Below are 25,909 nucleotides of genomic sequence, written 5' to 3' on the forward strand. Positions count from 1 at the left end.
GCTCCTCCCATTCTAAGCCACATTTTCTTTCTTTTCGGATACATCAGCATCTTCAAACATGGCTCCATTACCATAGCCGCTTTCCTTATTTGGTAAAAGCAGATTTAACGTAACACCAATTAATGCTGATAATGCCATACCTGCAATCTGCAGATTTTCTGTAACCTGTATAAAAGCACCACCAATTCCAATTACGAGAATCACTGATGAGATAATCAGGTTACGCTTATCACTTAAATCAATTTGGTTGTCAATAAGCATACGCAATCCATTTGATGCAATAATTCCAAACAAGAGAATCGATACGCCGCCCATTACAGCTGAAGGGATGGAACTGATTGTTGCAGTTATAATCCCAGTAAACCCAAACAATAGTGCAAGGACTGCTGCCCCGCCTATGACAAAAACACTGAACACACGAGTAATTGACAAAACTCCAATATTTTCACCGTATGTTGTATTCGGTGGGCCCCCAAGGAATGAAGCAATTATCGTTGCCACACCATCACCAAGAATGGAACGGTGAAGACCAGGCTTTTTGATAAAATTATTGCCGACAACTTTCGATAACACCATTTGATCGCCAATATGCTCTGCAATCGTGACAAGTGCAACTGGAACCATTAACAGTACAATCTCGCCACTTAGTACTTCAAATGGTGAATAATTAACAAATGGAACGATAAAATCCGGTTTTTGAAAAATTGCAGTAAAAAATTCACCAATTGAACCAGCAGAAGAGATTTCTGTCCACTCAGCCTTGATTTCTGAAGTATCAACAATTCCTTGGAAGATAGAAAAAATATATCCACAGACAATCCCAATCAAAATTGGAATAAGTCCGAAAAATCCTCTAAGAAAGATGGAAGCAATAATTGTCACAGTAAGTGTTACCAGTGCTACTAAAAAGTGTGTGCCGCTATATACTTGCTCATCTATTCCTGGAACATACATCGCCATATCAATAGCAGTTGAAGCAAGTCCTAGCCCAATCACAATGATGACTGGTCCAACGACAATTGGTGGTAAAATCCGCATCAGCCAATTCAGTCCCAGCAACCGAATGAATAGCGCAACCAAACCGTATACAATTCCAGCAAGAAAACTGCCAACCATTGCACCTTCGACTCCACCAGAAGCAGAAGCTCCAATAATAGGTGCGATAAATGCAAAGCTTGACCCAAGATATGCTGGGATTTTCCCTTTTGTAATCAACAGATATGCCAGTGTTCCAAGACCACTTGAAACTAATGCTACTGCAGGAGATAACCCTGTAAGAAATGGAACGAGTATGGTCGCTCCGAACATTGCGAATAAATGCTGCAGACTTAAAATGAGCCATTTTTGTGGTTTAGGTACTTCATTAACATTCAAAGCTACTTCCTGTTGTTTCATTTTCCATTCCTCCATTTGTGGTTTTTGGTTAAAAACTGCCACTAAAAAACCTCTTTGCGTAAGGTCGCAAAGAGGTATACGTGTAGTAACGATTAGATACACGTGTTCTCAGGGCAACCTTTTAAATCTCACTGGATTTAGTTAAAGGTTTTTTATTTTTCGTAGATACTTACTTCGTCATGGTTGTCTTCTTCATGTAAGTTTACTACGATAATTTCTTTATCTGATGTTGGTATGTTCTTACCAACATAATCAGCTCGTATCGGTAATTCTCTGTGTCCGCGGTCAATTAATACACCTAGCTGTATCTGTGTCGGTCTGCCAATATCCATTATGGCATCCATTGCTGCTCTTACTGTTCTACCTGTAAATAACACATCATCAATCAATATCACTTTTTTTCCATTAAAATCAACGTCAATATTGGTTTCCTTTAATTCAGGATCATGATTCGTTGTTGCTTTTTCTAAATCATCACGATACAACGTTATATCCAACTCACCGATTGGAACAGTATTACCTTCGATTTTCTTGATTTTTTCTTGTAATCGTTTAGCAATGGGGACTCCTCTTGTTTTTATACCAACTAAAAGAATATTTTCCCCACCTTTATTTTTTTCAACAATTTCATGAGCAATTCTCGTAAGCGCTCGATTCATTGCTGAATGGTCCAGTACTACCGTTTTTTTGTTCACTGTTGCACCTCACTTCGTTCAAAAAATTGGCTTATAGTTGCTTATGAGTAAGAAAGAAATTCGCCATTTCCTAACTGCTAAAAAATCCCTTTTCTCCATAAGGAAAAAAGGGATTTAGACATACGTATCTCTGTTTACTTAATACGTTCCGCTTCCTTCTTCGCCTCACTGGACTGTGTTAAAGGATCATTTATTCATTTGCTCTATTATTACAAAACGGTTTCCATTTGTCAATACATTCTCTCAATTTGTGACAATAGTTCCTCGAAATATGCCGGTGCTTTCTCCTCAAAAAATAGCCATTCGTTTGTTCTCGGATGATTAAAGCCAAGTGATTTCGCATGCAGTACCTGCCCATCCGTATCCAACGTTTTTCGCCGACCATACTTGGGATCACCAACTATCGGAAAATCAATATACTTCATGTGTACACGTATTTGATGGGTACGTCCTGTTTCCAGCTGACATTCTACATGGGTGAACTTCTCATACCGTCGTATAACCCGAAAATGCGTAACTGCAGGCTTACCACTATCAACAATTCCCATTTTCTGCCGGTCATTTTTGTCTCTGCCAATCGGTGCATCAATTAACCCGGTTTCATGTTCAATAACACCATGAACAACTGCTTCATACTTTCTTTCAATATCTTTAGAAGCCATCTGCTCTGAAAGGTTAGTATGTGCGAGATCATTTTTAGCAACTACAAGCAATCCACTAGTGTCTTTATCAATCCGGTGGACAATACCAGGCCGTTCCACACCATTAATTCCCGATAAATCTTCACAGTGATATAATAATGCATTTACCAATGTGCCATTTTGGTGACCAGCAGATGGGTGCACTACCATTCCTTTAGGTTTATTTACAACAAGCAAGTCACTATCCTCATAAACAACCTGTAATGGAATATTTTCAGGTTCGATATTTAATGGTTCCGGTTCAGGAATCTGCCAAGAAATTTCATCAGCGGTTTGGCATTTATAGTTAGGTTTAATAACCTCACCGTTAACTAAGACATGTTCATTCGCGATCCATGATTGGACCTGTGAACGGGACTCGCTAACCAAATTTGATAAGAGCTTATCTATTCTGGTTTTGTTTTCAGATTCTATAACTACGTGCTGTTTTAATGTCATTTTTGAGTTTTTCCTTTCTTCTTTTCATCGATGAATGTTGCAATAAGTACAAGGATTACACCGACTACTAAGGCCGAATCTGCTATATTAAAGATCGGATAGTCATATCCAATTAAGTTGAAGTCAAAAAAGTCGACAACTTCTTTTCGAAAAAGGCGATCGATAAAATTTCCAATTGCACCACCTAAAATAAGACTTAAGGATATAGCCAATAACTTACTTTCCTTTGCATATTTTTGCATATAATATACGACGCCAATTATTACAATTACAGTGACGATATAGAAAAACATCATTTGCCCTTGCAATATTCCCCATGCTGCACCACTATTTCGATGTGAAGTAAGGTAGAAAAAATTCTCAATCACAGTTATTTGTTCCCCAACTTCCATTGTTTTTATAATGGCCCACTTTGATAGTTGATCAACGGCTATAATAACAAGCGCAATTATGTAATATAAAAACATTTCATTTCCCCCAATTTCAATTAGAAAACTTGGCTTATCACCAAGCCTTAATGACAAATCTTTAAACGATGCTAAACTACAAACAAACTATTCCTTTTGCATTTTACCATAGATAAAGCAAAAGCGCCTCTTCCTTGAAAAAATTCAAAAGGAACAGGCGCTCTTAAAACTAAATTATGCACTATAATGTTCTTTCACAATATCTGCACATCGTGTACATAATTCTGGGTGTTCTTTATCTTCACCAACAGTTTCAGAAGCAGTCCAGCAGCGTTCGCATTTCTCTCCAGGATGCTTTTCAACTGCTATATCAACGTAACGGTATTCAGAAGCATCAGCTGAATTTTCTGCAACAACAGCTTCGGAAACGATAAACAGTTGATGAACATTAGAGATTTCCTCTAAAACTTCTTTTGTTTCTGCATCTTTTGGAACTAAGGTAATTTTAGCCTCCAGCGACTTACCAATAACCTTTTCGTTCCGGGCTTCTTCTAATGCTTTAAGGACATCATCACGGACTTTCATGAAGTGATCCCATTTATCCTGGGAATTTTCAAAGTTAGTGATCTTTCTTGGTTCTGGAATATCCGTAAGTTGAACACTTTCTTCTTCTACTCCAGGAATATATTCCCATACTTCATCTGTTGTATGTGGAATTATTGGCGTCAGTAATTTAACAAGTGTTGTTAAGATTTCATAGTATCCTGTTTGAATACTTCTTCGACGCTTATTGTCTTGTGCCTCAATATAAAGAACATCTTTTGCGAAATCCAAATAGAACGAGCTTAAATCAACTGCACAGAAATTATGAATTTGTGAAAAAATCGGTGAATACTCAAATTTTTCATAGCTATCACGAACAGTTGACACTAAATTTTGCAAGCGATGAACCATATAGCGATCCACTTCCTCCATTTCACTTTCTGGAACAGTGTCCTTTGATGGATCAAAGTCTGACAAATTAGCCAGCATAAAACGAATCGTATTTCTGATTTTACGATAGGCTTCAGAAATTTGTTTTAAAATTTCCTGTGAAATTCGAACATCTGCTTGATAATCAACTGATGATACCCATAACCGCAAGATATCAGCACCTAATTGTTTTTGAACCTTAGAGGGAACCATAACATTGCCTAATGATTTACTCATCTTTCGTCCATTTCCATCAAGCACAAATCCATGACTGATAATATTTTCGTATGGCGCTTTACCTGTTACCGCGACAGAAGTTGATAGTGACGAGTTGAACCAGCCACGATATTGGTCACTTCCCTCCAGATAAACATCTGCCGGACGACGGTGATCTTCCCGTCCCACAAGAACCGCCTCATGGGATGAACCTGAATCAAACCATACATCCATGATATCGGTTTCCTTGGTGAACTTACCATTAGGACTGTGTTCTGAGGTGTAGCCTTCAGGCAATAGGTCTTTTGCTTCCCACTCAAACCAAACGTTAGATCCATGTTCAGCAAATACGTTTGAAACATGTTCAATCGTTTCATCCGTAATAATTGGTGTGTTATCCTCCCCGTAAAACACCGGAATTGGTACACCCCATGTACGTTGACGTGAAATACACCAGTCTTCACGGTCACGAACCATGTTATGAAGCCGTGTTTCACCCCATGACGGATACCAATTAATTCGATTGATTTCTTCCAAAATATTTTGCCGGAAATCTTTTATAGATGCAAACCATTGTGAAGTAGCACGGAAGATTGTTGGCTTTTTCGTACGCCAGTCATGTGGGTACGAATGCGTAATAAATGTCAGCTTCAATAGTGCGCCAGCTTCCTCAAGCTTTTCTGTGATCGGCTTGTTCGCCTGATCATAGAATAATCCTTCAAACCCTGGAGCTTCACTAGTGAAAACACCTTTATCATCAACTGGAGACAGAGCATCCAATCCATAAGACCTCGATACATAAAAGTCATCTTCACCATGACCTGGAGCTGTGTGGACACAACCAGTTCCTGCATCTGTCGTAACATGGTCACCAAGCATAACAAGTGAATTACGTTCATAAAATGGATGCTTTGTAACAACTTTATCTGCTTTCTCACCTTTAAATGTGTTAACTACATCAGGATTTTCCCATTCCAATTCTTCGGCAACCGTTTCTACTAAATCGGAAGCAACAATATATTTTTCATTATTTACAGCAACAACGGAATACTCAAGATCTGGATGTAAACTAATTCCAAGATTGGCCGGAATAGTCCAGGGTGTAGTAGTCCAAATGATGAATTTATCTCCAGCATCAAGTACGCCTTTTCCATCTGTTACATCAAACGAGACATAAATGGATGGTGAACGTTTATCATGATATTCAATCTCTGCTTCAGCTAATGCTGATTCTGATGATGGTGACCAATACACAGGTTTAAGTCCTTTATAAATATACCCTTTTTTAGCCATATCACCGAAAACTCTAATTTGTGCTGCCTCATAATCTTTGGTAAGCGTGATATACGGGTTATCCCAATCACCCCGTACACCTAATTGTTTGAACTGTGTACGTTGACTATCGAGCTGCCCCATTGCGTATTCCGCACATTTTTGTCTGAAATCAGCAATACTCATTTCCTTACGCTTAATTTTTTTCTTTTTTGTCAGTGCAGTCTCAATAGGAAGTCCATGTGTGTCCCAGCCAGGCACATATGGAGCATGATATCCAGTCATTGATTTATAGCGTGTAATAAAATCCTTTAAAATTTTATTTAATGCGTGACCAATATGCAAATCACCATTTGCGTATGGAGGACCATCATGCAAAATAAATGATGGGCGTCCTTCTGTTCTTTTTTGTACTTTTTCATAAAGTTTCTTATCATCCCACGTTTGTTGGCGCTGTGGTTCTTTATTCGGCAAATTTCCGCGCATTGGGAATTCAGTTTTTGGCATTAGCAATGTATCTTTATACTCCACTTGTTCATCCTCCTATACATTCAGTTTAAATAAAAAAAGCCTTCAAACATCCCAAAAAGGGACGAGAAGACTCGCGGTACCACCCTTATAAATTTAAAATAATTCGTATTTTAAATTCACTCGATATTCGTAACGTGAACAGACGCCCATCTCTACTGTTTTCATTTCAAAATGGGTACTCAAGAGTGATTTTCTGAAGTACTACTGTATCAGGCTTCCACCAGCTCCCGACTCGCTTAACAGTAATTACATTCATACTGTCTCTATCATCGTAATTTTCATTTGCATATAATATTTGTGTATAATGAATTATATGTAAAATTCCGTAAAACGTCAAGGCTTATGATTCGTTATCAGCAGCCGCCTCAAGCTCCCCGCTAAATTCTGCATTAAACAATTCTTCCCAGTCATCTGTACCAATCATTTCTAATTGAGCTTCAACAAGCATCTTCAAACGGGTACGGAATACTTTAGCCTGCTTTTTCAACTCTTCAACATCCATTGAAATACGGCGGGATTTATTTAACGCTTCATTAATTATGCGGTCAGCATTTTTCTCCGCCTCTTTAATGATTAATTTTGATTCTTTAGTCGCGTTCCCTTTAACTTCTTCTGCTGTTTCCTGAGCAACCAGAATAGATTTATTTAATGTTGTCTCAATGTTGGTAAAATGACCCAGTTTTTCATTCAACTGTTCCACTTTCTCTGTTAACTCTTTTTTTTCACGAATTGCCATCTCATAGTCTTTTATTACCTGATCCAGAAATTCATTGACCTCATCTTCATCATATCCACGAAAACTTCTAGTAAACTCTTTATTGTGAATATCTAATGGTGTTAATGACACAAAGGCCACCTCCTCAAAATTTTTAACCCAATTATTAATAATAAATAAATTCCTATATTACGTCTTTATTCGACATAAACTACAATTATCCTTTAAATAATCCGAAATTATTTTAAAATAGCAGTAGTAATTCTGTATCTATCTTTTTTAGTAAGCCCGTTCATGCTAATTAGCTTACTTCTGCCTTTACCTCTTAAAGAAAGCATGTCTCCTTCAGTAAGCAAAAACTTTCCATCATCAACAACTCTGAAATTAACTTTCACATACCTTTTTGCAATATATTCAGATGCATCTTTTCTGGAAATATTGTAAATTGCTTTTAAAACTGCATCTAATCGTAATGATGAAACTGTATGATCTGATTCAATCCAATCTGCTTTCTTTTTTATAATTGACGTTAAAGGTTCTTCTGCAAGTTTGATAGTTGCTTTCTTAATCGCTGTAAGATTCGCAAATACATATGCCGCAATCTCATTTGCCACTACAATTTGAATTGTCCCATTTTCAACGAGTATATCGCCGAGTTTTTTTCGCTTAATGCCTAAAGATAAAAATGCCCCCATGACATCTCCGTGGGTTATGGTGATAAACTTTTCATGATAAGACGCTTGCATTAGCGTGAGCTGGAATGACTCATCGGTGACTTCTTCATAAAATGGAGCAATAATTGCCCGTTTTCTCTCTGCGAATTCACTCCCGCCATTTTGATAAAGCTTCAATTCTTCATGGCTCGTCCCTATTAGCATAGCAACAATCTGTTGTTCCCGCGGATCAAGAAAATCGGTTACCTTGTGCTGAAATGTTTTCTCAACTTGATCTATCCAGGACAATACATTATCAATAAATGGGTGTTCTTCCTTTCTGAAATGCTGATAAATATCCACGTTTATCTACCTTAAAACCAGCCCATCAGCATATTGAATAATACAGGTAACCCATAGGCACGTGCGAAGAACAACACGAAAATCCCAACAATTGGTGATAAGTCAATCATTCCAAGTGGTGGAATAATCTTCCGAAATGGTTCCAGATACGGTTCACAAATCTTTGTCAGAAAACTGCCAAATGCAGATTCCCGTGCTCCCGGAAACCATGACATAAAAATATAAATAATTAAAGCAAAACTATAAATTTCAAGTGCATAATATAATACCGTATAAAGTGATTGCATTAACGCCTACCATCCTTTTTCAAATTCGTCATCCTCTATAAATGATTCTGTAATTGTTCCCGATACATCAACATTCTCAGGGGTACATAAAAATGTTTGTGCCCCTAATTTCTGAATGTCACCACTAACGGCATACACCGTTCCACTTAAAAAGTCAACAATGCGTTTTGCCTGCTCATGATCAACACGCTGCAAATTAATAACTACCGCCCGTCTGTTGACAACATTGTCCGCTATTTCCTGCGCCTCATTATAATTTCGCGGCTCAGACAATACTACTTTGGATGAAGGTTGCTGCATGCTAGCCAGGTTAACTACATTCTGATTCTTTCGTTTATGATTACTGGTAGTGTCTGGTACATTCTCTTCTTGTTCCTCGTAATATTCGTATTCATCATCCATCGTAAAAAAAGTTTTAATCTTATTCATCATACTCATCTTTTCACCCCGCTATTTTATTGATCCAACTAATTTTGAACCAATTCGGATATGTGTTGCACCTTCTTCAATGGCAAGTTGGTAATCATTGCTCATCCCCATTGATAAATAGTTACAAGGGGCATGAACAAGTTGTTCATTCCTGACTTCATCTCTCAATGAAGCAAGTTTTCTAAATATCTCCCGTAAATAATCTTGATTTTCTACATGCGGTGCCATCGTCATTAGGCCTATTATCCTAATATTTTCAAAAGCTTCCAACGATGAAATGAAAGAAAGAACATTCTCAGGACTAAGACCATGTTTTGATTCCTCACCACTAACATTTACCTGAACAAAACAATCCATTAGGGTTGTTGTCCGTTTGTTAATTTCTTTCGCAAGTGACTTGCGATCCAACGAATGAATCACGTCCACTTTATCAATTATTTCTTTTACTTTTCTTGATTGTAATGTACCAATAAAGTGCCATGAGGCCTGATCTTGTATGTAATGATATTTTTCCAGGAAACCTTCAAGCCGATTTTCGCCAAGATTTTTAATTCCAGCATTAATTGTTTCCTCTGTTCGCTCTATTGTAACATATTTCGTTACGCCAATAATGGTTATTTCGCTGGGATTACGATTACTTTTCTCGCATGCTTGTCTTATATTGCTGTTTATTTCATTCAGATTCGTTACTACTTCCATTATTACCATTGCTCCTCCCAAGTATAATCATGTTGTATATCCAATATACCCTAGCATTCTGCCTGTTTTACCATGATCACGCCGATGTGAGAAAAATAAATCATTATCGCTGAATGTGCAATATTCTGTTACCTCTATATTATGACGAACAACCCCATGTTGTAAAAGGATTTCGACATTTAATTGCTTTAAATCCAATAAATAGCGATTATTTTCTTTTGGAATGACCGTTTTTCTTCTGTACTGTTCCGGAATTTGTCCAATAACCTTTTCATCAACCTCATATACATCCTGAGATATACACGGTCCGATTGCAACCAGGAGGCTGCCTGTGTTTACTCCTAGTGATTTAAAGGTATTAACCATTTTTTCACTAATACCGTGGACTGTTCCCTTCCACCCAGCATGAGCTATACCTATATAACCCTTTTCCGGATCGAAAAAATACAATGGAACACAATCAGCAAAAAAAGCGGTGCATAATATACCAGCGTGATTTGTTATAAGGCCATCAACATCATTTAATGAAGAATGGTAAGATGTTGCACCCTTTCCTATATCCTCTTCCTTGATAATGTGTACATTCGTGTGATGTGTTTGTTCCCCGGACACCCACGACTCTAGAGGTATATTTATATCTTTAGCTAATGTCTGTCTGTTCGCTAAAACATCTTCCTGACTATCAGGAACGTGCAACCCGAGGTTTAATGTATTAAATGGTGATTGGCTCTGTCCGCCTTTACGGGTTGTAAAGCCAACTTTTAAATTCTTGTTCAATTTCTGCCATTTATTAATTTGCATATGGGTATCTTCATTACGCTGGAAGGTATCAGCCATATCAGTACCTCCTTGGTATTATATGTTAGCACCATCTTATCATAATTTCTCCATTATTCGATAAGCTTTTGTTCCGGATAGAGAGATGGCGTATTCACATCCCTTATTAAAATAACGTCAGAGCCGATAGTTTCAATGTTGTACCATGGTATTACAAGTTCTCCAGGCTTCCCAAATAATCCTGATTTCTTATCTTTTACAATAATTATTAGTGCTGTAATCCTACCATTATCTCCGTTTATTTCTAAATCTGAAATGTGCCCAAGCCTTCTGCCATCATTAATGACGATAACCTCCTTGATTTGAAGGTCGGTTAATTTTATCATCATGACTCACCTGCCTTAATAATGATATATATGCAAAGAAACAGCAAAAAAAACTTGAATATTAGAGTAAAAATAAATTTCCTCTTTTATTGAGACAATCGATATTCGTTAAGAAAAAGTGACATGAGAATAATAAAAATTATATTTATTTTAGAAAACTTGGTTTACTGCCAATCCCTAATATAGATACGCCTTAGTTGCCCTTATGCAGTAAGAAAAAAATTATACTTTTTTGTGGAAATACCTCTCTAACTTGACTTCAGCGGACACAAGAGCTCTTATTTCACATATATCTTGGTTATTTGACTGTATTTGTGTTGAATAAGATCCCTGGTGTCCGCGAACATCAACAATTTCCTGTATTTCAGACAAATAAGGTCTCTAGTTTCTGCAAAACCTCAAATTTGCAATATGAAAAATAAATTTCATGATAGATGGTGACTACGCTTTTATATCCATGGTGGTTTCTTAACTGCTAAAAAAAAGACACCAAACATAGTTGGTGTCCGATTGTATATATAGGAGGAGCTTGTAACAGGTAACGTCCGTGCCAGATACTGAAATTGTCTCATAACGGAAACGTTTTAACCTGTGAAGACACTTCCGCTTTTCGTTGGCTAGCTCCGCCTTATATCATTCAAACATTTGTTTATTCATTTGAGATATAGCTGCTTTCTCCAGGCGAGATACTTGTGCCTGTGATATTCCAATCTCCTCTGCTACTTCCATTTGTGTTTTACCTTGGAAAAAACGTTTATTTAAGATCATCTTTTCTCGTTCATTTAAGCGATACATTCCTTCTTTTAATGATAACTTATCAACCCACGTTGAGTCCTTATCAGAATCATCGCTGATCTGATCCACTACGTAAATAGGATCACCGCCGTCATTGTAAATAGGCTCAAATAATGAGACTGGGTCCTGTATGGCATCCATTGCAAAGACAATATCTGAATGAGGGATACCCATTTCTTCAGCGATTTCCATTGGTGTGGGTTCTTTTGAAGATTTACTTATTAGCTTCTCCCTCACTTGTAATGCTTTATAGGCGATATCCCTTAATGACCTGGAAACTCTAATCGGGTTATTATCACGCAAATACCGTCTGATTTCACCAATAATCATCGGAACAGCATACGTGGAAAATCTAACATTATGTCCTAAATCAAAATTATCGATTGATTTCATTAGTCCAATACAACCTACTTGAAACAAATCATCAACGTACTCACCGCGATTATTAAATCGCTGAATCACACTTAGTACGAGCCGTAAATTTCCATTAACCAGTTCCTCTCTAGCTGAAATGTCGCCTTCTTGCATTTTTGCGAACAACTTGCGCATTTCATCATTCTTTAGTACAGGTAACTTAGATGTATCAACACCACAAATCTCAACTTTATGTCTAGTCATTCTGTTCTACCCTCCCGGATTGGAGATGCTGTTCATGGACAGTATCTCCCCGTAGAGGATTTTTTATGCAAAGTTCTTCCGTTCAAAAACGGTCTTAATACACCTGATTTCCTGCCGCAGTAAGTCAGACCATTTTATTGAATTCTTTTTGTAGTCGTCTAATAATTTTTTTCTCTAAACGGGAAATATAAGACTGAGATATGCCTAACATATCGGCGACATCTTTTTGAGTTTTTTCTTCTTGCCCTACTAAACCAAAGCGAAGCTCCATAATTTGTTTCTCACGCGCATTCAATTGTGATAGGGCATTTTTTAATAAGGATTTATCCACATTTGTTTCGATATCTCTTGTAATAATGTCTTCGTCTGTGCCTAAAATATCTGATAATCGTAACTCATTACCATCCCAGTCTATGTTAAGTGGTTCATCGAACGAGATTTCAGATTTTAATTTATTATTTCTTCGCAGGTACATTAGTATTTCATTCTCAATACACCTGGATGCATATGTTGCTAGCTTAATTTTCTTCTCTGGATTAAATGTATTTACAGCTTTTATTAAGCCAATTGTTCCTATACTTATCAAGTCCTCAATATTTATACCAGTATTCTCAAATTTACGTGCGATATAGACAACCAAACGCAAATTTCGTTCGATCAGTACTGCTCTTGCAGATTTATCACCTTTTGGCAGTAATTCAAGTAATTCCCGTTCTTCATCTTTTGATAGTGGTGGCGGTAAAGCTTCACTTCCGCCAATATAATAGATTTCATCAGTTTTATATCCAAGCTTAAATAAAAATTTATACCACCATAAACGCATTCGCAGTTTCCATAATTTCAAATTAAGACGCTCCTTTTTAGCATTTATTTCACAATAATTGGCGGAAATAGCCATCTTCTCAGAGTTTTTTACGCAGAATTAACAGTTGCCATTTTTACAATCTGAGGATGTAATAAACAATGGTACGATTGGTCTTTTGTCAGATTACCAAATTGAATTCCTATCAAAATTTTACGAGTAACTATCTTTTTGTCATTATAAAAAATAACGACATTATCAGGCTTAATAGCTATCATAAAGGTCCGGTTACCTTCAACCCCTTGAAAAGGAATAATATTAATCCGTTTTTCCCAATCCTTCGGCAGCTTCTCAAAATCCAACTCATCATGAGCGGCCTTCAACATTTCCCATTCATCTGAACTAAACCAATGTTTTAAAAAGTACTCATCACATATAACAACAGGTTTCTTTGATAATGGGTCTACAAGCTGATTGCCACTATCTATATATCCTGTAGTTGATTTACTTGTATTTTCAATTTGAATAGTTACCGGACAGAGTTGATCATATCGGATTTTCTCAACTGCATGCTTGTCCATACGAGCCTTGGTGAATATCCAAACGAATGGGAATCCTATAACGATAAATAACCAGCTAATTGGATCTCCGTAGCCACTATTGAAAGTCAGAATACCATTTGCAGATATACCAATCGGATTTTGAAGCAAAAAGTGAATACCTATTAATCCACCCCCTATGGCAAATGTCGTAAAGTAAAACAGAAGAAGCAACTTTATCATCCGATAGATTGATCGAAACTGAAAAGCGCATAATATAATAATTATCGAATAGATAAGCTTTCCTATTACACTAGTAAAAAACGAATTCGGATAAAAAATAGATAGCGGAACTAATAGCGAAGCGATAAACGCACCAAAAAAAATCCGAACCTTTTGTGTGCTGTCTTTTGCCAGAGCTTGAGTTAGCATTAAAAGCATCAAGTCCAAGAAGAAATTTAACAACCAGACAGCATCAAGATAAATGGTCACGTCCTTCTTCCTTTCACCTTACTGGAATACCTTATTTAGAAGTATAGTTTGTTTAGCTAGCGAAGTCTGTCACTTCTTGTATGCAAAAATGTGCTAATTTTAACTACTTATCGGAGACTTTGTCGGCTTAAATGAGTGCCATAAAAAACGAGCTGCGACACAGATACAACTTTTCACTTTAAAGAGGAATAATAACAGTATAGGATAGTTTAGAAGTTCATTTTCAATGGTTGGATCTAATACGTAGTTGATATAAAATGCGAACTAACTATGGGAGTCCTATTGGAAGCATTTAGTGAGTCTTCCTAACGACTCAGCTGGAATATACTCGCGCACCTAGGGCTCACCACGAGCCTCCGACGCATAGGACGTGCTAGTGCAGACGTTGCCACAGGACGTGGCGTACTTAGTCTGCCTCAATCGCGAGTATCGCTCCCTGTGGGGTCTCTTAGGATTGCTGTCCCACAGGAGTCTCGCATATTCCAACTGCTGGTTTTAATTGTTTAAAACTTTTCTTATTCATCACATATGCGTTTATAAATTTAGTGAGCAAAACCGAGCGGAGGGAATACATGAAGACTCCTGCGGGAATAGCAACAGCTGAAGATCCCGCAGGAAGCGATTTTTGCTTCCGAGGAAGCTGAAGCGTTGCCCTAGGTGCGCGGAATGTATTTCCGAAGCGGCGTCATAGCACTTAGCTAATTTTTTATGTTACGTCGCAGTTTATATCTATTCATCAACAAAAAATCCGAACTAATTCAAATTCTATTCCAAGAATTTTGAACCATAGTTCGGATTTTTCTTTGACTAGAACACTTTGTTCCAGTCTCTTTCTGAAATATTACTATTATTAATTATCTGTTGCGATTACGATTTCTTAAGAACGTAGGAATATCTAGTTCGTCATCCTGTGTAGTAGGACGGCTTTGCTGATTTTGTCCTCTTTCTCTTTCTCTAGGCATTTCATCATTAGATTTCGATGCAGCGTGCTGATTATGATTAATAACCGGACGTTCTTTAGGCTGTTTACCTGCTTTTTGGCTTTCATCGAAACCAGTAGCAATTACTGTTACGATAATCTCATCTTTCAGATTTTCATTAATAACGGAGCCAAAGATAACATTTACTTCATCATCTGCAGCAGAAGTTACCAAGTCCGCAGCTTCCTGCACTTCATATAAACTTAAATTTGAGCCACCTGTTATATTCATTAGAATACCATGTGCTCCATCAATAGAAGTTTCCAGTAATGGTGAAGAGATTGCTTTTTTCGCTGCTTCAGTAGCACGGTTTTCTCCAGTAGCAACACCAATCCCCATTAACGCAGACCCTTTATCAAACATGATTGTTTTCACATCAGCAAAGTCAACATTAATCAGGCCTGGTTTTGCTATTAGGTCAGAGATACCCTGTACACCTTGACGCAATACATTATCAGCCTCACGGAATGCTTCTAGCATCGGTGTATTCTTATCAACAATCTCCAGCAAACGATCATTCGGTATAACGATTAAAGTATCTACACTGCTTTTAAGAGAATCAATTCCAGTTACAGCCTGAGTAGATCTCCTTTTCCCTTCAAAAGTGAAAGGACGTGTCACAACGCCAACCGTTAATGCGCCAAGTTCTTTAGCAATTTGTGCGATTACAGGTGCAGCACCGGTTCCAGTTCCTCCACCCATACCGGCTGTAACAAATATCATATCCGCACCTTGCAATACTTCTTCCAACTGTTCTTTATTTTCTTCAGCGGCTTTTTTACCAACCTCAGGGTTAGCACCTGCACCAAGCCCACGAGTCAATTTCCCGCCGATTTGTAATTTTGTTTCTGCCATTGATAGATTTAAAGCTTGTGCATCTGTATTAACGGCAATGAACTCAACACCCTCAACACCGTGTTCAATCATACGGTTAACAGCATTGCTTCCACCACCACCGACACCGATTACTTTAATTGTTGCTAGCTGATCCATATTCGTATCAAACTCTAACATATTTCCGTTCCTCCTAATATGCAAAATTACAAGAGTTCTAGAAGCTAATTTATGTTCTAGGGAACTAGATGTATTAATATATTCATAATTGAAAAACATAGCTTAGGGCCAAACTGCCCCGCTTAATGTTTAGTCAAAAAAATACTTAAACAAATTAGCCATTCCAGATTCTTTTTTCTTTGTTTTTGTTGTTGTTTCATCTGAATTTGTTGATTTTTTTGTACGTTTTGGTTTCGGCTCATCCTGATTTACTACTACAGATGGATACAGTTCTTTTCCTTGTATTTTCGCATTCCGATAGGCAAATTGCAAGATTCCTACTCCAGCAGTAAACTGTGGTTCTCTTACACCTATGTAATCAGGGATAGCCATGCGTACATTAGACTGAAAAATATCCTGTGCAAGTTCAAGAACACCCGGCATCTTCATTGTACCACCTGTCAGCACATATCCACCAGGTAATTGTTGGTATCCCATACGTCTGATTTCCCGTTCAGCATAAGCATATATTTCCGCCAGTCTTGCTTCTATTATGTCAGCAATTTGTAATTGGTTATGCGTTTGTGTATTATTACTGCCTATAATAGATGCTTCAAACGTTTCTTCTTCTTTTGCATCATCAAAGAAAGCATGCCCGTAATTTAATTTAATATCTTCTGCTTCTTCCGTTGATGTTCTTAAGCCAATTGATAAATCTTTAGTAATGTTGTCGCCGCCAAGTGGAACTACACTGGTAGATACCAAGTGTTCATTTTCAAATATCGAAACTGTAGAACAACCCCCGCCAACATCAATAAGTGTTACGCCAAGGTTTTTCTCGTCTTTAGATAGAGCTACCGTTCCAGCTGAAAGTGGTTGTAAACAAATATCTGAAACCTGTAAGTTTGCACGTTCCACACATTTCAATATATTATGTAAAACTGTTTTGGAACAAGTAATGATTGTTCCTTCCATTTCTAGTCTTACACCAATCATTCCTCTTGGATCGGTTATCTCATCTAAACCATCAACAACGAATTGTTTGGGAATCACATCGATAATCTCGCGTTCTGGTGGAATTGATATAACTTGAGCACCATCAATTACGCGTGAGATATCCTCATCGCCAATTTCCCGGTTTTCACTTTGAACTGCCACAACTCCATGACATGGCTGTAATTGTATGTGATTCCCGTTAATACCAACTACTACACTATCAATATGCATGCCAACCATTCGTTCCGCTTGTTCTACGGCATTTCGAATGGAAGTTACTGTTTGATCGATATCAACTATCGCACCTTTTTTCATGCCATTCGATTTTGCTGTTCCAACCCCAATAATATTAAGGGAGTCATTTAATACTTCTCCAATTATTACTTTGATTTTTGATGTACCTATGTCAAGACTCACTAGTACTTCACTGTTGTTCAAAGAAAGGCACCTCCTGTTTCAGAAGCATCTGACCATTAATTAATTGTTTTCATCAGATGATTTCTCTTATTCCATTTTCTATTATTTGCAGTTAGCATAGTACAACCACTTTCTTACTGCATTAATGCGATTAAGGCTTTCCATTAGGCTTGCACTGTAAAGTATTAAGGGAATTCATGGAACCAAATTCGCATTCATAAGAAATCCCCTTGACATGATTAAGCCAAACTTTCTAATTATACTATAATCTACTATTTTAAAGGAATATAACTAAAAAGAAAATATATATTAGTTAATTCAACAAAAAAGCTACTAATTCCTTCTATTTTAGCAAGTTTTCTTACTATTTTTTAGCAATTAATCATAAGGGATTCCAGGAAAGCAACATACGCAATCACAAGAAACCCTTAAATGTTACGTACTTACTCTGTTTAAAGGTTTAGGAACCCACTACATAACTTTCGTTAAGTACATTGTAAATGTGACTTTCTTTTACAATAAAAAGTTTATATCACTCATTCGATTATCCTTCTGTTTCATTCTGAATTTCTTCTTCATTGGAAGTTTCTTTTGTTTCCGTATTAAACGATTCAAAATATGCACCAACACCAATATGAATAATTCCCTTACTTTCTGGTTTTAGCTGTGCAACAATTGATGGGTATACATCCATCTTATCTGCAAAATTCCTAATCGTCCCGTCAACCATATAGCCATCATTCATATAAAGTAGGATTTTATTCTTATTATCATCACTTGGTTTCCAGTGAATTTCCGAGATTAGATTCAATATACTCTCTGGAAGCTTTTTTAATTCAGCTGTCATTTTATCCAAGTAAGCCTCATCACTAAAGCCTAGAATCAAAGGAGCATTCCCATTAGCTAATTTCTGCTTCATTTCAGTTAAAACCTTACCATTACCCAAAATCGGAAAAAAACTGTTCTCTCTTTTGATATAACCGACCTGATCATACTCTTTGAGTCGAATTTTAATTGTCCAGGGTAACTGTCGATTTACCTCTACGGATTTAACTACCGGATTTTCACTAATTGCCTGTACTACTTTTGATTCATCGATCATCCATATATTCGTATCGTTGGATATTTTGCTCTGCTGAATTACTTCCTGATCTTTAGCAAATGAATTCCCTGACACTTCAATTGTTTTCACATGGCTTAATGGTGATTGAAGGTATACGATAATAGAGATTAAAAAGAAAAAAATAGAAAGATAAAATATGAGACGGCGATTTGCCTTCTTTTTACGTTCTTGTTTCAACATTGGGATACGATCCTCAATCGAAACTACATTCTTTTTCCCCATTTCTATTTCTTCCTTTATCAGAAAATTTTAGTGTAATAAAAAGAAAAGAACAAAAGCGCAAGCGCCTGTTCAGCGCCGTATGGACTGCGCTCAGCGCTGCGGGTGGGTCGACGTTGCCGCGCAAAGCGGCAGTGTTAGTCCCTATACGTCGGAGCTGGACGTCGCTGATTCTGATGTCCAATTATCCACAGCACTTAAATTTTATAATTTCTTAAACAAGTACAAAACGGCACTATACAATGCCGTTTCTCTTTTGTTACTTGAATTATATCACATAATAGATTTAAATATGTAGTAAACATTACCTAGATTGAAGTATTTTTGACTTCAAATACGCAGTTTATCGTTAAAAAGGTGCTAAGAAAGAGTATTAACCATTCTTAGCACCTCTTCTGTTCTGAGTAAGAGCCTTAGTTTCCCTTATGCAGTAAGTTTGTATTTACGCCTTTTTAACTGCAACGTATATTATAGTTTAGAGTATTTGCTAATATTTAATAAGATCCCGACAGAACAAAGCGTTAACGTTAATGATGATCCACCATAGCTAAGAAATGGCAGCGTTATTCCAGTGACCGGGATTAACCCAATAACAACACTAATGTTGATCATTACCTGTATTGTCAGCATGGAGACAATTCCAAGTGCCAGGAACCTTCCGTAAGAATCCGGGGCTTCTAGAGCAACTTTTATCCCCCGCCAAAATAATAACATAAATAAGGCAATGACGAATGTGCCACCTAAGAAGCCTAGTTCCTCACCTAATATTGCAAAGATAAAATCATTCTGCGGTTCGGGTAAATAGAAATGTTTTTGTAAACTATTGCCAAGCCCAACCCCTGTCAAACCACCTGGACCAATAGCATATAATGATTGGATAATTTGAAAACCTGTATCAGATGGATCTTCCCACGGATTTAAAAAGGCAGTAATTCGGTCTATTCGGTATGGAGCAGATATAATCAACAGCAAGAACCCCGCAATTCCAAGAACAGCTAACCCTAAAAAATGGGACAATTTGGCACCGGCAGTGTAAATCATCACCATAGATGTAAGTACAAGCACAACGCCTGTACCAAGATCCGGCTGCAGCATGATTAATCCAAACGCTGTAAAAACCAACAAAAGCGATGGAAAGAACCCCTTTCTAAACGAGGTAATGTACTTCTGCTGAACGGACAGGTATACCGACAAATATATGATTAAACCTAACTTCATAAACTCAGAAGGTTGAATACTAAATGCGCCAATGCCAATCCAGCTTTGTGCTCCGCCACGCTCCATACCAACTCCTGGAATTAAAACTGCCAGCAATAACAAAAAACATGACAGCAATATGAGATTGCTGTACTTCTTCCAGGTACCATAGGGAACTCCCATAATAAAAAACATGGCAATAACGCCTACACCACAAAAGAGAAGTTGCCTTTTTACGTAAAAAAATGAATCTGCATATTTATATTCAGCCCATACATACGAAGAACTATAAACCATAACGATTCCTATTAAGAGTAACGATAATATAACAGCCAGTAAGGTATAATCTGGTGCATTCTGGTTTTTAAAAATCTTCCGGAACAAAAAAACACCCCGTTTCCAGTTTAATCAGAAGGGGCGTTTTTACTGAACTAAATTATTTTATTGAATAGAAACAAGCCCCTACATTAATGTATGCACAGCTTGTATAAACATGTCTCCTCTTTCTTCAAAAGTACGATATTGGTCCCAGCTCGCACAAGCGGGGGACAATAATATGACATCATCACGTTCAGATATACTATAAGCTCGTTTAACAGCTTGGTCCATATCATCAGCTGTTAAAATAAATTCTATTCCGGCATCAGTGGCAGTTCTTTTAAGTTTTTCTTTTGTTTCACCAAACAGAATTACGCCTTTAACATTATTCAAATATGGCAGTAAATCATCAAATTCATTGCCTCGATCAAGTCCGCCAGCTAACAGGATTGTCGGTTGCTTAAATGAGGAAAGTGCCTTCTGTGAAGCAAGTATATTTGTCGCTTTTGAATCATTATAAAATAACCGGCCATCTATGTTTTCGACGAATTGCAATCGATGCTTGACACTTGAAAAATTAGTTAGAACTTCCTGTATTCCTACATTACTTGCACCACTTAACTTAGCAGCACATATTGCAGCCAGAATATTTTCCAGGTTGTGAGCACCAACCAAAGCAATATTACTTCTATCAATAATTTTTTCATGCTTGAAATAGATACTTGTTGCATCAACCCATGCACCATCATCATGCTGCTTTTTCAATGAGAATGGCACCTTTACTGACTTCGCTTGGACAACTGCTTCAATTACTACTGGATCATCAGCATTATAAATTAAGTAGTCATCATCAGACTGATTCGCGAAAACATTGCATTTTGCTCTTTTATAATTTTCGAACGTTTTGTGATAATCAAGATGTGCCTCAAAGATATTCAATAATACAGCTATCTTCGGCTTGAATGTTTTTACACCCATTAACTGAAACGATGAGAGTTCCAATACCATTTTTTCATCTTTTTCCAACGTTTTGGCTACCTCTGTTGCTACATAGCCGATATTTCCAGCAATTTTAGCTGACTGGTTACTCTTGTTCAGCATTTCTTTTGTTAATGTTGTTGTTGTCGTTTTCCCATTAGAACCGGTTATCCCGATAATTGAACTTTCCACCAGATTACCAGCAATTTCAATTTCGGTAATAATTGGGATGTCTCTATTTACTGCCTCAACTAATACCGGATTATCATATGGTATCCCCGGGTTCTTAATAACAATTTCAATGCCGTCTAAAACAGAAAGAGGATGGGAACCTGTAATCACTTCTGCCCCCATCGATTTTAACTCATACACAGCATTACCGTCATCACTTGCCTTTTTGTCATTTACACGGACACTTTTCCCACTTTGTAATAGAAGTCTGGCTGCGGCAGTTCCGCTCTTTGCCAAACCTAAAACAAGGACATGAGAATAAGGAAAATTATCTAATGTCTTCAAACTATCCACACCTCAATATATATGCCTAGAGCTGCAAAAATAAGTCCTACTAACCAGAATGTTGTTACAACACGCCATTCTGACCATCCAAGTAATTCATAGTGATGGTGCAGTGGACTCATTTTAAATACTCTTTTGCCTGTTGTCTTAAACGATATGACCTGAATGATCACCGAGAGTGTTTCGATTACGAATACGCCACCAATAATCACTAGAATTATTTCAAGTTTAGTTAGAATGGCGATGGCCGCAATGGAACCGCCTAACGCCAGAGATCCGGTATCACCCATAAATACTTTAGCAGGGTGAGCATTAAACACTAAAAACCCTAATAAGGCTCCAACTACAGCCAATGAAAAGATAGTCACTTCGGTTTGAGGGAACCCATACCATGCCAATACTCCAAATGCACCGAACGCTATTGCAGCTGTTCCTGCCAGTAAACCGTCCAGCCCATCAGTCAAATTAACAGCATTAGACGCACCTACGAGCATAAAGATAATGAGTAATGCATATCCCCAGCCAAGTTCCCATTGAATGGCTGTTCCTGGTATATGGATATATGTCGCAAAACCGTTATATTGTATAATAAAATAAAATACAAGTGCGATAATAAGTTGTCCAAGCATCTTTTGTTTGGACGTCAATCCCAGGTTTCGCTTCATTGCTACTTTAATAAAGTCATCCAAAAATCCTAAAAACCCGTAGCCCACTAATACAAAAATAAGTAGCCACAATTCATACCCAATTGATCCTGAGCTGAATTTACTTACCATAATTATTGAAGTAATAGTCACACTAATGACGATCATTATACCGCCCATAGTAGGTGTTCCTGTTTTTTTAATGTGTGACTGCGGACCTTCATCCCTAATACTCTGACCAAACTTCAGACGCCGCAGAAACGGAATAAAAAATGGTGATAGAAGGACGGTTATTAGGAATGCTATTGCTATTGTCATCATTAATATATATATATTCACTGCTTCTCCTCCTCTTGCAACGACCGTCCATGCTAGTTATGATGGATTTGTTAATTTTTCAACGAACTGTTCAAACTGCATACCCCGTGAAGCTTTAAACAAAATAAGTGTATCCTTTGCTAGATAGTCCTCCAAGGCATTCAATAAATCTTCATTCGATGTAAAATGGCTGCAATTTATATCTGAATTTCTTTTATTAACAGTAGATGAAATTTCTTTTGAATCATCACCGAATGTAAATAAAGCACTTATAGAATCATCGATACTTTCTGCAATGGATTGATGGAACAATCTCGATTCGTTACCAAGCTCAAAAATATCCCCCAGCACAAGTACTTTGTGTTTGAACCCTTCCATTTGTTTTACAACGCTTATTGATGCTTTCATGGAAGTAGGCGAAGCATTGTATGCATCGTTTATTACTGAGACACCATTTTTACCTTTAATCAGTTCAAATCGCATAGATGTGCGTTCCAATTCCGTTAATGCCTTAACCACATTGAATTTTGGTATTTGAAGACGATCAGCAACTGTGATAGCAAATGCCGCGTTCAGTGCATGATGTTTCCCCAGTAAAGGGAGCTCATACTCATATCCATCCGAGAGCTGAAATTGTGTGTTGCTCTGGGATAGTTTTACTTTCTCCACTACTACTTCATTGTCAGCATTAAATCCACACGTTATTACATTATCCCGTTTATGCATCTCCCCTAGTAGAGGTTCATCACCATCGATAATAAGAAGACTGTTTTCTTTCATACCACTAATGATCTCAAGCTTGGCTTTGGCAATACCTTCTCTTGATCCCAAGTACTCAATATGTGACTCGCCAATATTTGTGATAATAGCAATATCCGGTTTGGCTATATTCGATAGTGTTTCTATTTCACCATATTGGTTCATACCCATTTCAACGATAAGTACTTCCGTCTCAGGAGACATTGACAGAACAGTTAATGGCAATCCAATATGATTATTCAGATTACCTTTTGTTTGCTGTGTAATGAATGCCGTTTTTACGACGGATGCCACAATATCTTTTGTTGTTGTCTTTCCGTTGGAGCCCGTTATCCCAATTACAATAGGGTTGATTTTTTCTCGGTAGAATCCAGCCAGCTCCTGTAATGCTTCTAATGTATCTTCCACAAAAAACACAGGGAAATCATTCGGTAAAAAGCCAGGAAGCTGTCTCTCTTTTTGCCAAATTGTCGCTACTGCACCTTGATCGAATGCCTGTTTTATATAGTCGTGACCGTCGAAGTTTTCGCCGATTATAGGAATAAATAATGATTTCTGCGTTTTTTTACGACTATCTGTTGCAACCTCACCAATTCCAATTGGGTCGGTTGCAGCACCTTTGTAATCACCAAAAATGGATGTAAGCCATTCTGTCGTAAATAACATTATCATTTCTCCTTTGCTTGAATTGCTTCTCTTGCAACTTCCCGATCATCAAAGTTATATCTTACATTGCCAATTTCCTGATAGGTTTCATGACCTTTTCCGGCGATCAAAATAATATCATCTGCCTTCGCTAGACTAACTGCATGAAAAATAGCATCATGCCTATCCTCTATTACCTTGTAATGATTTTCTTCAAGACCCTCTGTCATATCATCCAAAATAGACTTAGGGTCCTCTGTACGTGGATTATCTGAAGTGATGATTACTTGGTCAGCATATTTCAATGCAATAGCTGCCATCAATGGACGTTTGGTCTTATCACGATCTCCACCACAGCCAACAACAACATATACATTTTGTTTCGCAAAGCCTTTAATTGTTTGCAGCACATTTTCCAGAGAATCTGGTGTATGTGCGTAATCTACTATTGCTGCAAAGTCCTGACCACCATCTACTGGTTCAAAACGTCCGCTGACACCTTTGATTTCAAAAAGCGCATCTTTAATGATCTGAAGTGGAACATTTGCAGAAATTGCGGCTGCACTTGCTGCAAGCATGTTGTAAACATTAAACATACCTATCAATTGACTTTCAATTTGTATAGATCCTACTGGAGTATTCATTGTAAAGGATGTTTTAGTAACTTCAAGGTTTATATCAGCTGCCATTACTTGTGCCTCATTATGACAGCCATATGTAACAACGTGCTGAGCCGTACTTCTTTTTAGCAGATCATTGTTTGGATCATCCTGATTAATTACTGCATACTTCTTCTGTTCATTACTATAGCTATTCCCTAATTGTGCAAACAAAAGACTTTTGGCATGCATGTAGTCATCCATGCTTTTATGATAATCCAGATGATCTTGTGACAGGTTGGTAAATACTGCAATGTCAAAGTCACAGCCATATACACGTCCAAGATCCAGCGCATGTGACGAGACTTCCATTATTGCTTTATCAACATTTTCATCACTCATCTGTCTGAATGTTTTCTGTAAAAATAATGCATCTGGTGTTGTATTGGTTACCGGATAGGAATCTGATCCTATTTTCATCTGGATTGTTCCTATTACACCTGTCTTCATCTTGTATTGATTGAAAATGGATTCAAGTAAATAAGTTACTGTTGTTTTACCATTTGTACCTGTAACACCTATTAACGGTAACTTTTTAGTAGGAAAATCATAAAACTTTTCAGCTATCACTGCTATTGCTCTGGACGAATCTGCAACAAGTATCGTCGGAACAAATACATCTATACTTCTTTCAGCTAAAATAGCAATAGCACCATTATCAATCGCCTGATTTACATAATCATGACCATCAACTGTAAAACCATTAATACATACAAATAGACTACCTTCAGTAACCTTTCGGGAATCTACTTCTATATTACTGATTTCTACATTTTCAGTTGCTGAAGTTGTTTCGTAAAATGGTAAAACGGAAAGAATTTCTGATAATTTCATTTAAATACATCCTCGTTTTAGTAATGTCTCACATATGTATTCTAGATAAGCTCAATTTTTAAGAGGGTACAATGACCCTCTTATTAAAAATTTCACTTTTATTATTTCTTGTTCATTATAGCAAATATTTA

The 25,909-nt window shown here is 37.3% G+C and carries 23 protein-coding genes and 1 other annotated feature; all 23 genes read right to left on the reverse strand.

What is annotated here, in order from left to right; translation table 11 throughout:
* Window positions 1-12 precede the first annotated feature (12 nt).
* The 23 genes from ACE1TG_RS06295 to ACE1TG_RS06405 all read right to left on the reverse strand — a co-directional run bounded on the left by ACE1TG_RS06295 (window position 13) and on the right by ACE1TG_RS06405 (window position 25,778).
* On the reverse strand, window positions 13-1,395 hold the full coding sequence (locus ACE1TG_RS06295) for a solute carrier family 23 protein (RefSeq protein WP_375051601.1): 1,383 nt from the start codon (window positions 1,393-1,395) through the stop codon (window positions 13-15).
* Between the two features lie 152 nt (window positions 1,396-1,547).
* A complete protein-coding gene (gene pyrR / locus ACE1TG_RS06300; protein ID WP_375051512.1) occupies window positions 1,548-2,090 on the reverse strand; it encodes a bifunctional pyr operon transcriptional regulator/uracil phosphoribosyltransferase PyrR in 543 nt (180 codons plus the stop codon).
* A 230-nt stretch (window positions 2,091-2,320) separates the two neighbouring features.
* Entirely contained in the window at window positions 2,321-3,229 is a 909-nt protein-coding gene (locus tag ACE1TG_RS06305; protein WP_375051513.1) for an RluA family pseudouridine synthase, read from the reverse strand.
* Window positions 3,226-3,696, reverse strand: a complete 471-nt coding sequence (gene lspA / locus ACE1TG_RS06310; RefSeq protein WP_375051514.1) for a signal peptidase II — start codon at window positions 3,694-3,696, stop codon at window positions 3,226-3,228. Before lspA ends, ACE1TG_RS06305 begins: the two co-directional genes overlap by 4 nt.
* 174 nt (window positions 3,697-3,870) lie before the next feature.
* Window positions 3,871-6,627, reverse strand: a complete 2,757-nt coding sequence (gene ileS, locus ACE1TG_RS06315; protein ID WP_375051515.1) for an isoleucine--tRNA ligase — start codon at window positions 6,625-6,627, stop codon at window positions 3,871-3,873.
* Window positions 6,628-6,681: 54 nt separating this feature from the next.
* Window positions 6,682-6,906 (reverse strand) — a binding site (T-box leader).
* 61 nt (window positions 6,907-6,967) lie between these two features.
* Window positions 6,968-7,474, reverse strand: a complete 507-nt coding sequence (locus ACE1TG_RS06320; RefSeq protein ID WP_375051516.1) for a DivIVA domain-containing protein — start codon at window positions 7,472-7,474, stop codon at window positions 6,968-6,970.
* Window positions 7,475-7,581: 107 nt separating this feature from the next.
* The gene (locus tag ACE1TG_RS06325) at window positions 7,582-8,358 is read right to left on the reverse strand and encodes a YlmH family RNA-binding protein (protein WP_375051517.1); all 777 of its coding nucleotides are present in this window, start codon (window positions 8,356-8,358) and stop codon (window positions 7,582-7,584) included.
* Between the two features lie 11 nt (window positions 8,359-8,369).
* The gene (locus ACE1TG_RS06330; protein ID WP_375051519.1) at window positions 8,370-8,645 is read right to left on the reverse strand and encodes a YggT family protein; all 276 of its coding nucleotides are present in this window, start codon (window positions 8,643-8,645) and stop codon (window positions 8,370-8,372) included.
* Window positions 8,646-8,651: 6 nt separating this feature from the next.
* The gene (locus ACE1TG_RS06335) at window positions 8,652-9,083 is read right to left on the reverse strand and encodes a cell division protein SepF (protein ID WP_375051520.1); all 432 of its coding nucleotides are present in this window, start codon (window positions 9,081-9,083) and stop codon (window positions 8,652-8,654) included.
* Window positions 9,084-9,095: 12 nt separating this feature from the next.
* The gene (locus ACE1TG_RS06340; RefSeq protein WP_375051602.1) at window positions 9,096-9,773 is read right to left on the reverse strand and encodes a YggS family pyridoxal phosphate-dependent enzyme; all 678 of its coding nucleotides are present in this window, start codon (window positions 9,771-9,773) and stop codon (window positions 9,096-9,098) included.
* Window positions 9,774-9,800: 27 nt separating this feature from the next.
* Window positions 9,801-10,610 carry a peptidoglycan editing factor PgeF gene (pgeF, locus tag ACE1TG_RS06345; RefSeq protein WP_375051521.1) on the reverse strand — a complete coding sequence of 270 codons (810 nt, stop codon included), beginning with the start codon at window positions 10,608-10,610 and terminating at the stop codon, window positions 9,801-9,803.
* Between the two features lie 53 nt (window positions 10,611-10,663).
* Window positions 10,664-10,939 (reverse strand): YlmC/YmxH family sporulation protein, encoded by a 276-nt coding sequence (locus tag ACE1TG_RS06350; protein WP_375051522.1) that lies wholly within the window; start codon window positions 10,937-10,939, stop codon window positions 10,664-10,666.
* 630 nt (window positions 10,940-11,569) lie between these two features.
* Window positions 11,570-12,349 (reverse strand): RNA polymerase sporulation sigma factor SigG, encoded by a 780-nt coding sequence (gene sigG / locus ACE1TG_RS06355; RefSeq protein WP_375051523.1) that lies wholly within the window; start codon window positions 12,347-12,349, stop codon window positions 11,570-11,572.
* Between the two features lie 124 nt (window positions 12,350-12,473).
* Window positions 12,474-13,193: an RNA polymerase sporulation sigma factor SigE gene (gene sigE, locus ACE1TG_RS06360; RefSeq protein WP_209482070.1), complete on the reverse strand. Its 720-nt coding sequence runs from the start codon at window positions 13,191-13,193 to the stop codon at window positions 12,474-12,476.
* A gap of 68 nt (window positions 13,194-13,261) precedes the next feature.
* On the reverse strand, window positions 13,262-14,182 hold the full coding sequence (gene spoIIGA, locus ACE1TG_RS06365; RefSeq protein WP_375051524.1) for a sigma-E processing peptidase SpoIIGA: 921 nt from the start codon (window positions 14,180-14,182) through the stop codon (window positions 13,262-13,264).
* A gap of 854 nt (window positions 14,183-15,036) precedes the next feature.
* Window positions 15,037-16,176 carry a cell division protein FtsZ gene (gene ftsZ, locus ACE1TG_RS06370; protein WP_375051525.1) on the reverse strand — a complete coding sequence of 380 codons (1,140 nt, stop codon included), beginning with the start codon at window positions 16,174-16,176 and terminating at the stop codon, window positions 15,037-15,039.
* Window positions 16,177-16,305: 129 nt separating this feature from the next.
* Window positions 16,306-17,589 (reverse strand): cell division protein FtsA, encoded by a 1,284-nt coding sequence (gene ftsA / locus ACE1TG_RS06375; RefSeq protein WP_375051526.1) that lies wholly within the window; start codon window positions 17,587-17,589, stop codon window positions 16,306-16,308.
* Window positions 17,590-18,112: 523 nt separating this feature from the next.
* Window positions 18,113-18,913, reverse strand: a complete 801-nt coding sequence (locus tag ACE1TG_RS06380; protein ID WP_375051527.1) for a cell division protein FtsQ/DivIB — start codon at window positions 18,911-18,913, stop codon at window positions 18,113-18,115.
* 465 nt (window positions 18,914-19,378) lie between these two features.
* Window positions 19,379-20,491, reverse strand: a complete 1,113-nt coding sequence (spoVE, locus tag ACE1TG_RS06385; RefSeq protein ID WP_375051528.1) for a stage V sporulation protein E — start codon at window positions 20,489-20,491, stop codon at window positions 19,379-19,381.
* 78 nt (window positions 20,492-20,569) lie between these two features.
* A complete protein-coding gene (gene murD, locus ACE1TG_RS06390; RefSeq protein ID WP_375051529.1) occupies window positions 20,570-21,919 on the reverse strand; it encodes a UDP-N-acetylmuramoyl-L-alanine--D-glutamate ligase in 1,350 nt (449 codons plus the stop codon).
* Window positions 21,916-22,884 (reverse strand): phospho-N-acetylmuramoyl-pentapeptide-transferase, encoded by a 969-nt coding sequence (mraY, locus tag ACE1TG_RS06395; protein WP_375051603.1) that lies wholly within the window; start codon window positions 22,882-22,884, stop codon window positions 21,916-21,918. Before mraY ends, murD begins: the two co-directional genes overlap by 4 nt.
* 54 nt (window positions 22,885-22,938) lie before the next feature.
* Window positions 22,939-24,306 (reverse strand): UDP-N-acetylmuramoyl-tripeptide--D-alanyl-D-alanine ligase, encoded by a 1,368-nt coding sequence (locus ACE1TG_RS06400; protein WP_375051530.1) that lies wholly within the window; start codon window positions 24,304-24,306, stop codon window positions 22,939-22,941.
* Window positions 24,307-24,308: 2 nt separating this feature from the next.
* Window positions 24,309-25,778, reverse strand: a complete 1,470-nt coding sequence (locus ACE1TG_RS06405) for a UDP-N-acetylmuramoyl-L-alanyl-D-glutamate--2,6-diaminopimelate ligase (protein ID WP_375051531.1) — start codon at window positions 25,776-25,778, stop codon at window positions 24,309-24,311.
* Window positions 25,779-25,909: the final 131 nt, after the last annotated feature.

This window comes from Virgibacillus sp. JSM 102003 (assembly GCF_041949995.1).
Taxonomy (GTDB): domain Bacteria; phylum Bacillota; class Bacilli; order Bacillales; family Amphibacillaceae; genus Lentibacillus.

Excerpts from the sequence above, each read along its gene's own strand:
- ACE1TG_RS06295 (WP_375051601.1), bottom strand. The coding sequence starts at position 1,395 with ATGAAACAACAGGAAGTAGCTTTGAATGTTAATGAAGTACCTAAACCA.
- ACE1TG_RS06305 (WP_375051513.1), bottom strand. The coding sequence starts at position 3,229 with ATGACATTAAAACAGCACGTAGTTATAGAATCTGAAAACAAAACCAGA.
- lspA (WP_375051514.1), bottom strand. The coding sequence starts at position 3,696 with ATGTTTTTATATTACATAATTGCGCTTGTTATTATAGCCGTTGATCAA.
- ACE1TG_RS06330 (WP_375051519.1), bottom strand. The coding sequence starts at position 8,645 with ATGCAATCACTTTATACGGTATTATATTATGCACTTGAAATTTATAGT.
- ACE1TG_RS06335 (WP_375051520.1), bottom strand. The coding sequence starts at position 9,083 with ATGAGTATGATGAATAAGATTAAAACTTTTTTTACGATGGATGATGAA.
- ACE1TG_RS06340 (WP_375051602.1), bottom strand. The coding sequence starts at position 9,773 with ATGGAAGTAGTAACGAATCTGAATGAAATAAACAGCAATATAAGACAA.
- pgeF (WP_375051521.1), bottom strand. The coding sequence starts at position 10,610 with ATGGCTGATACCTTCCAGCGTAATGAAGATACCCATATGCAAATTAAT.
- ACE1TG_RS06350 (WP_375051522.1), bottom strand. The coding sequence starts at position 10,939 with ATGATGATAAAATTAACCGACCTTCAAATCAAGGAGGTTATCGTCATT.
- sigG (WP_375051523.1), bottom strand. The coding sequence starts at position 12,349 with ATGACTAGACATAAAGTTGAGATTTGTGGTGTTGATACATCTAAGTTA.
- ftsZ (WP_375051525.1), bottom strand. The coding sequence starts at position 16,176 with ATGTTAGAGTTTGATACGAATATGGATCAGCTAGCAACAATTAAAGTA.
- ACE1TG_RS06380 (WP_375051527.1), bottom strand. The coding sequence starts at position 18,913 with ATGGGGAAAAAGAATGTAGTTTCGATTGAGGATCGTATCCCAATGTTG.
- mraY (WP_375051603.1), bottom strand. The coding sequence starts at position 22,884 with ATGATGACAATAGCAATAGCATTCCTAATAACCGTCCTTCTATCACCA.
- ACE1TG_RS06400 (WP_375051530.1), bottom strand. The coding sequence starts at position 24,306 with ATGTTATTTACGACAGAATGGCTTACATCCATTTTTGGTGATTACAAA.
- ACE1TG_RS06405 (WP_375051531.1), bottom strand. The coding sequence starts at position 25,778 with ATGAAATTATCAGAAATTCTTTCCGTTTTACCATTTTACGAAACAACT.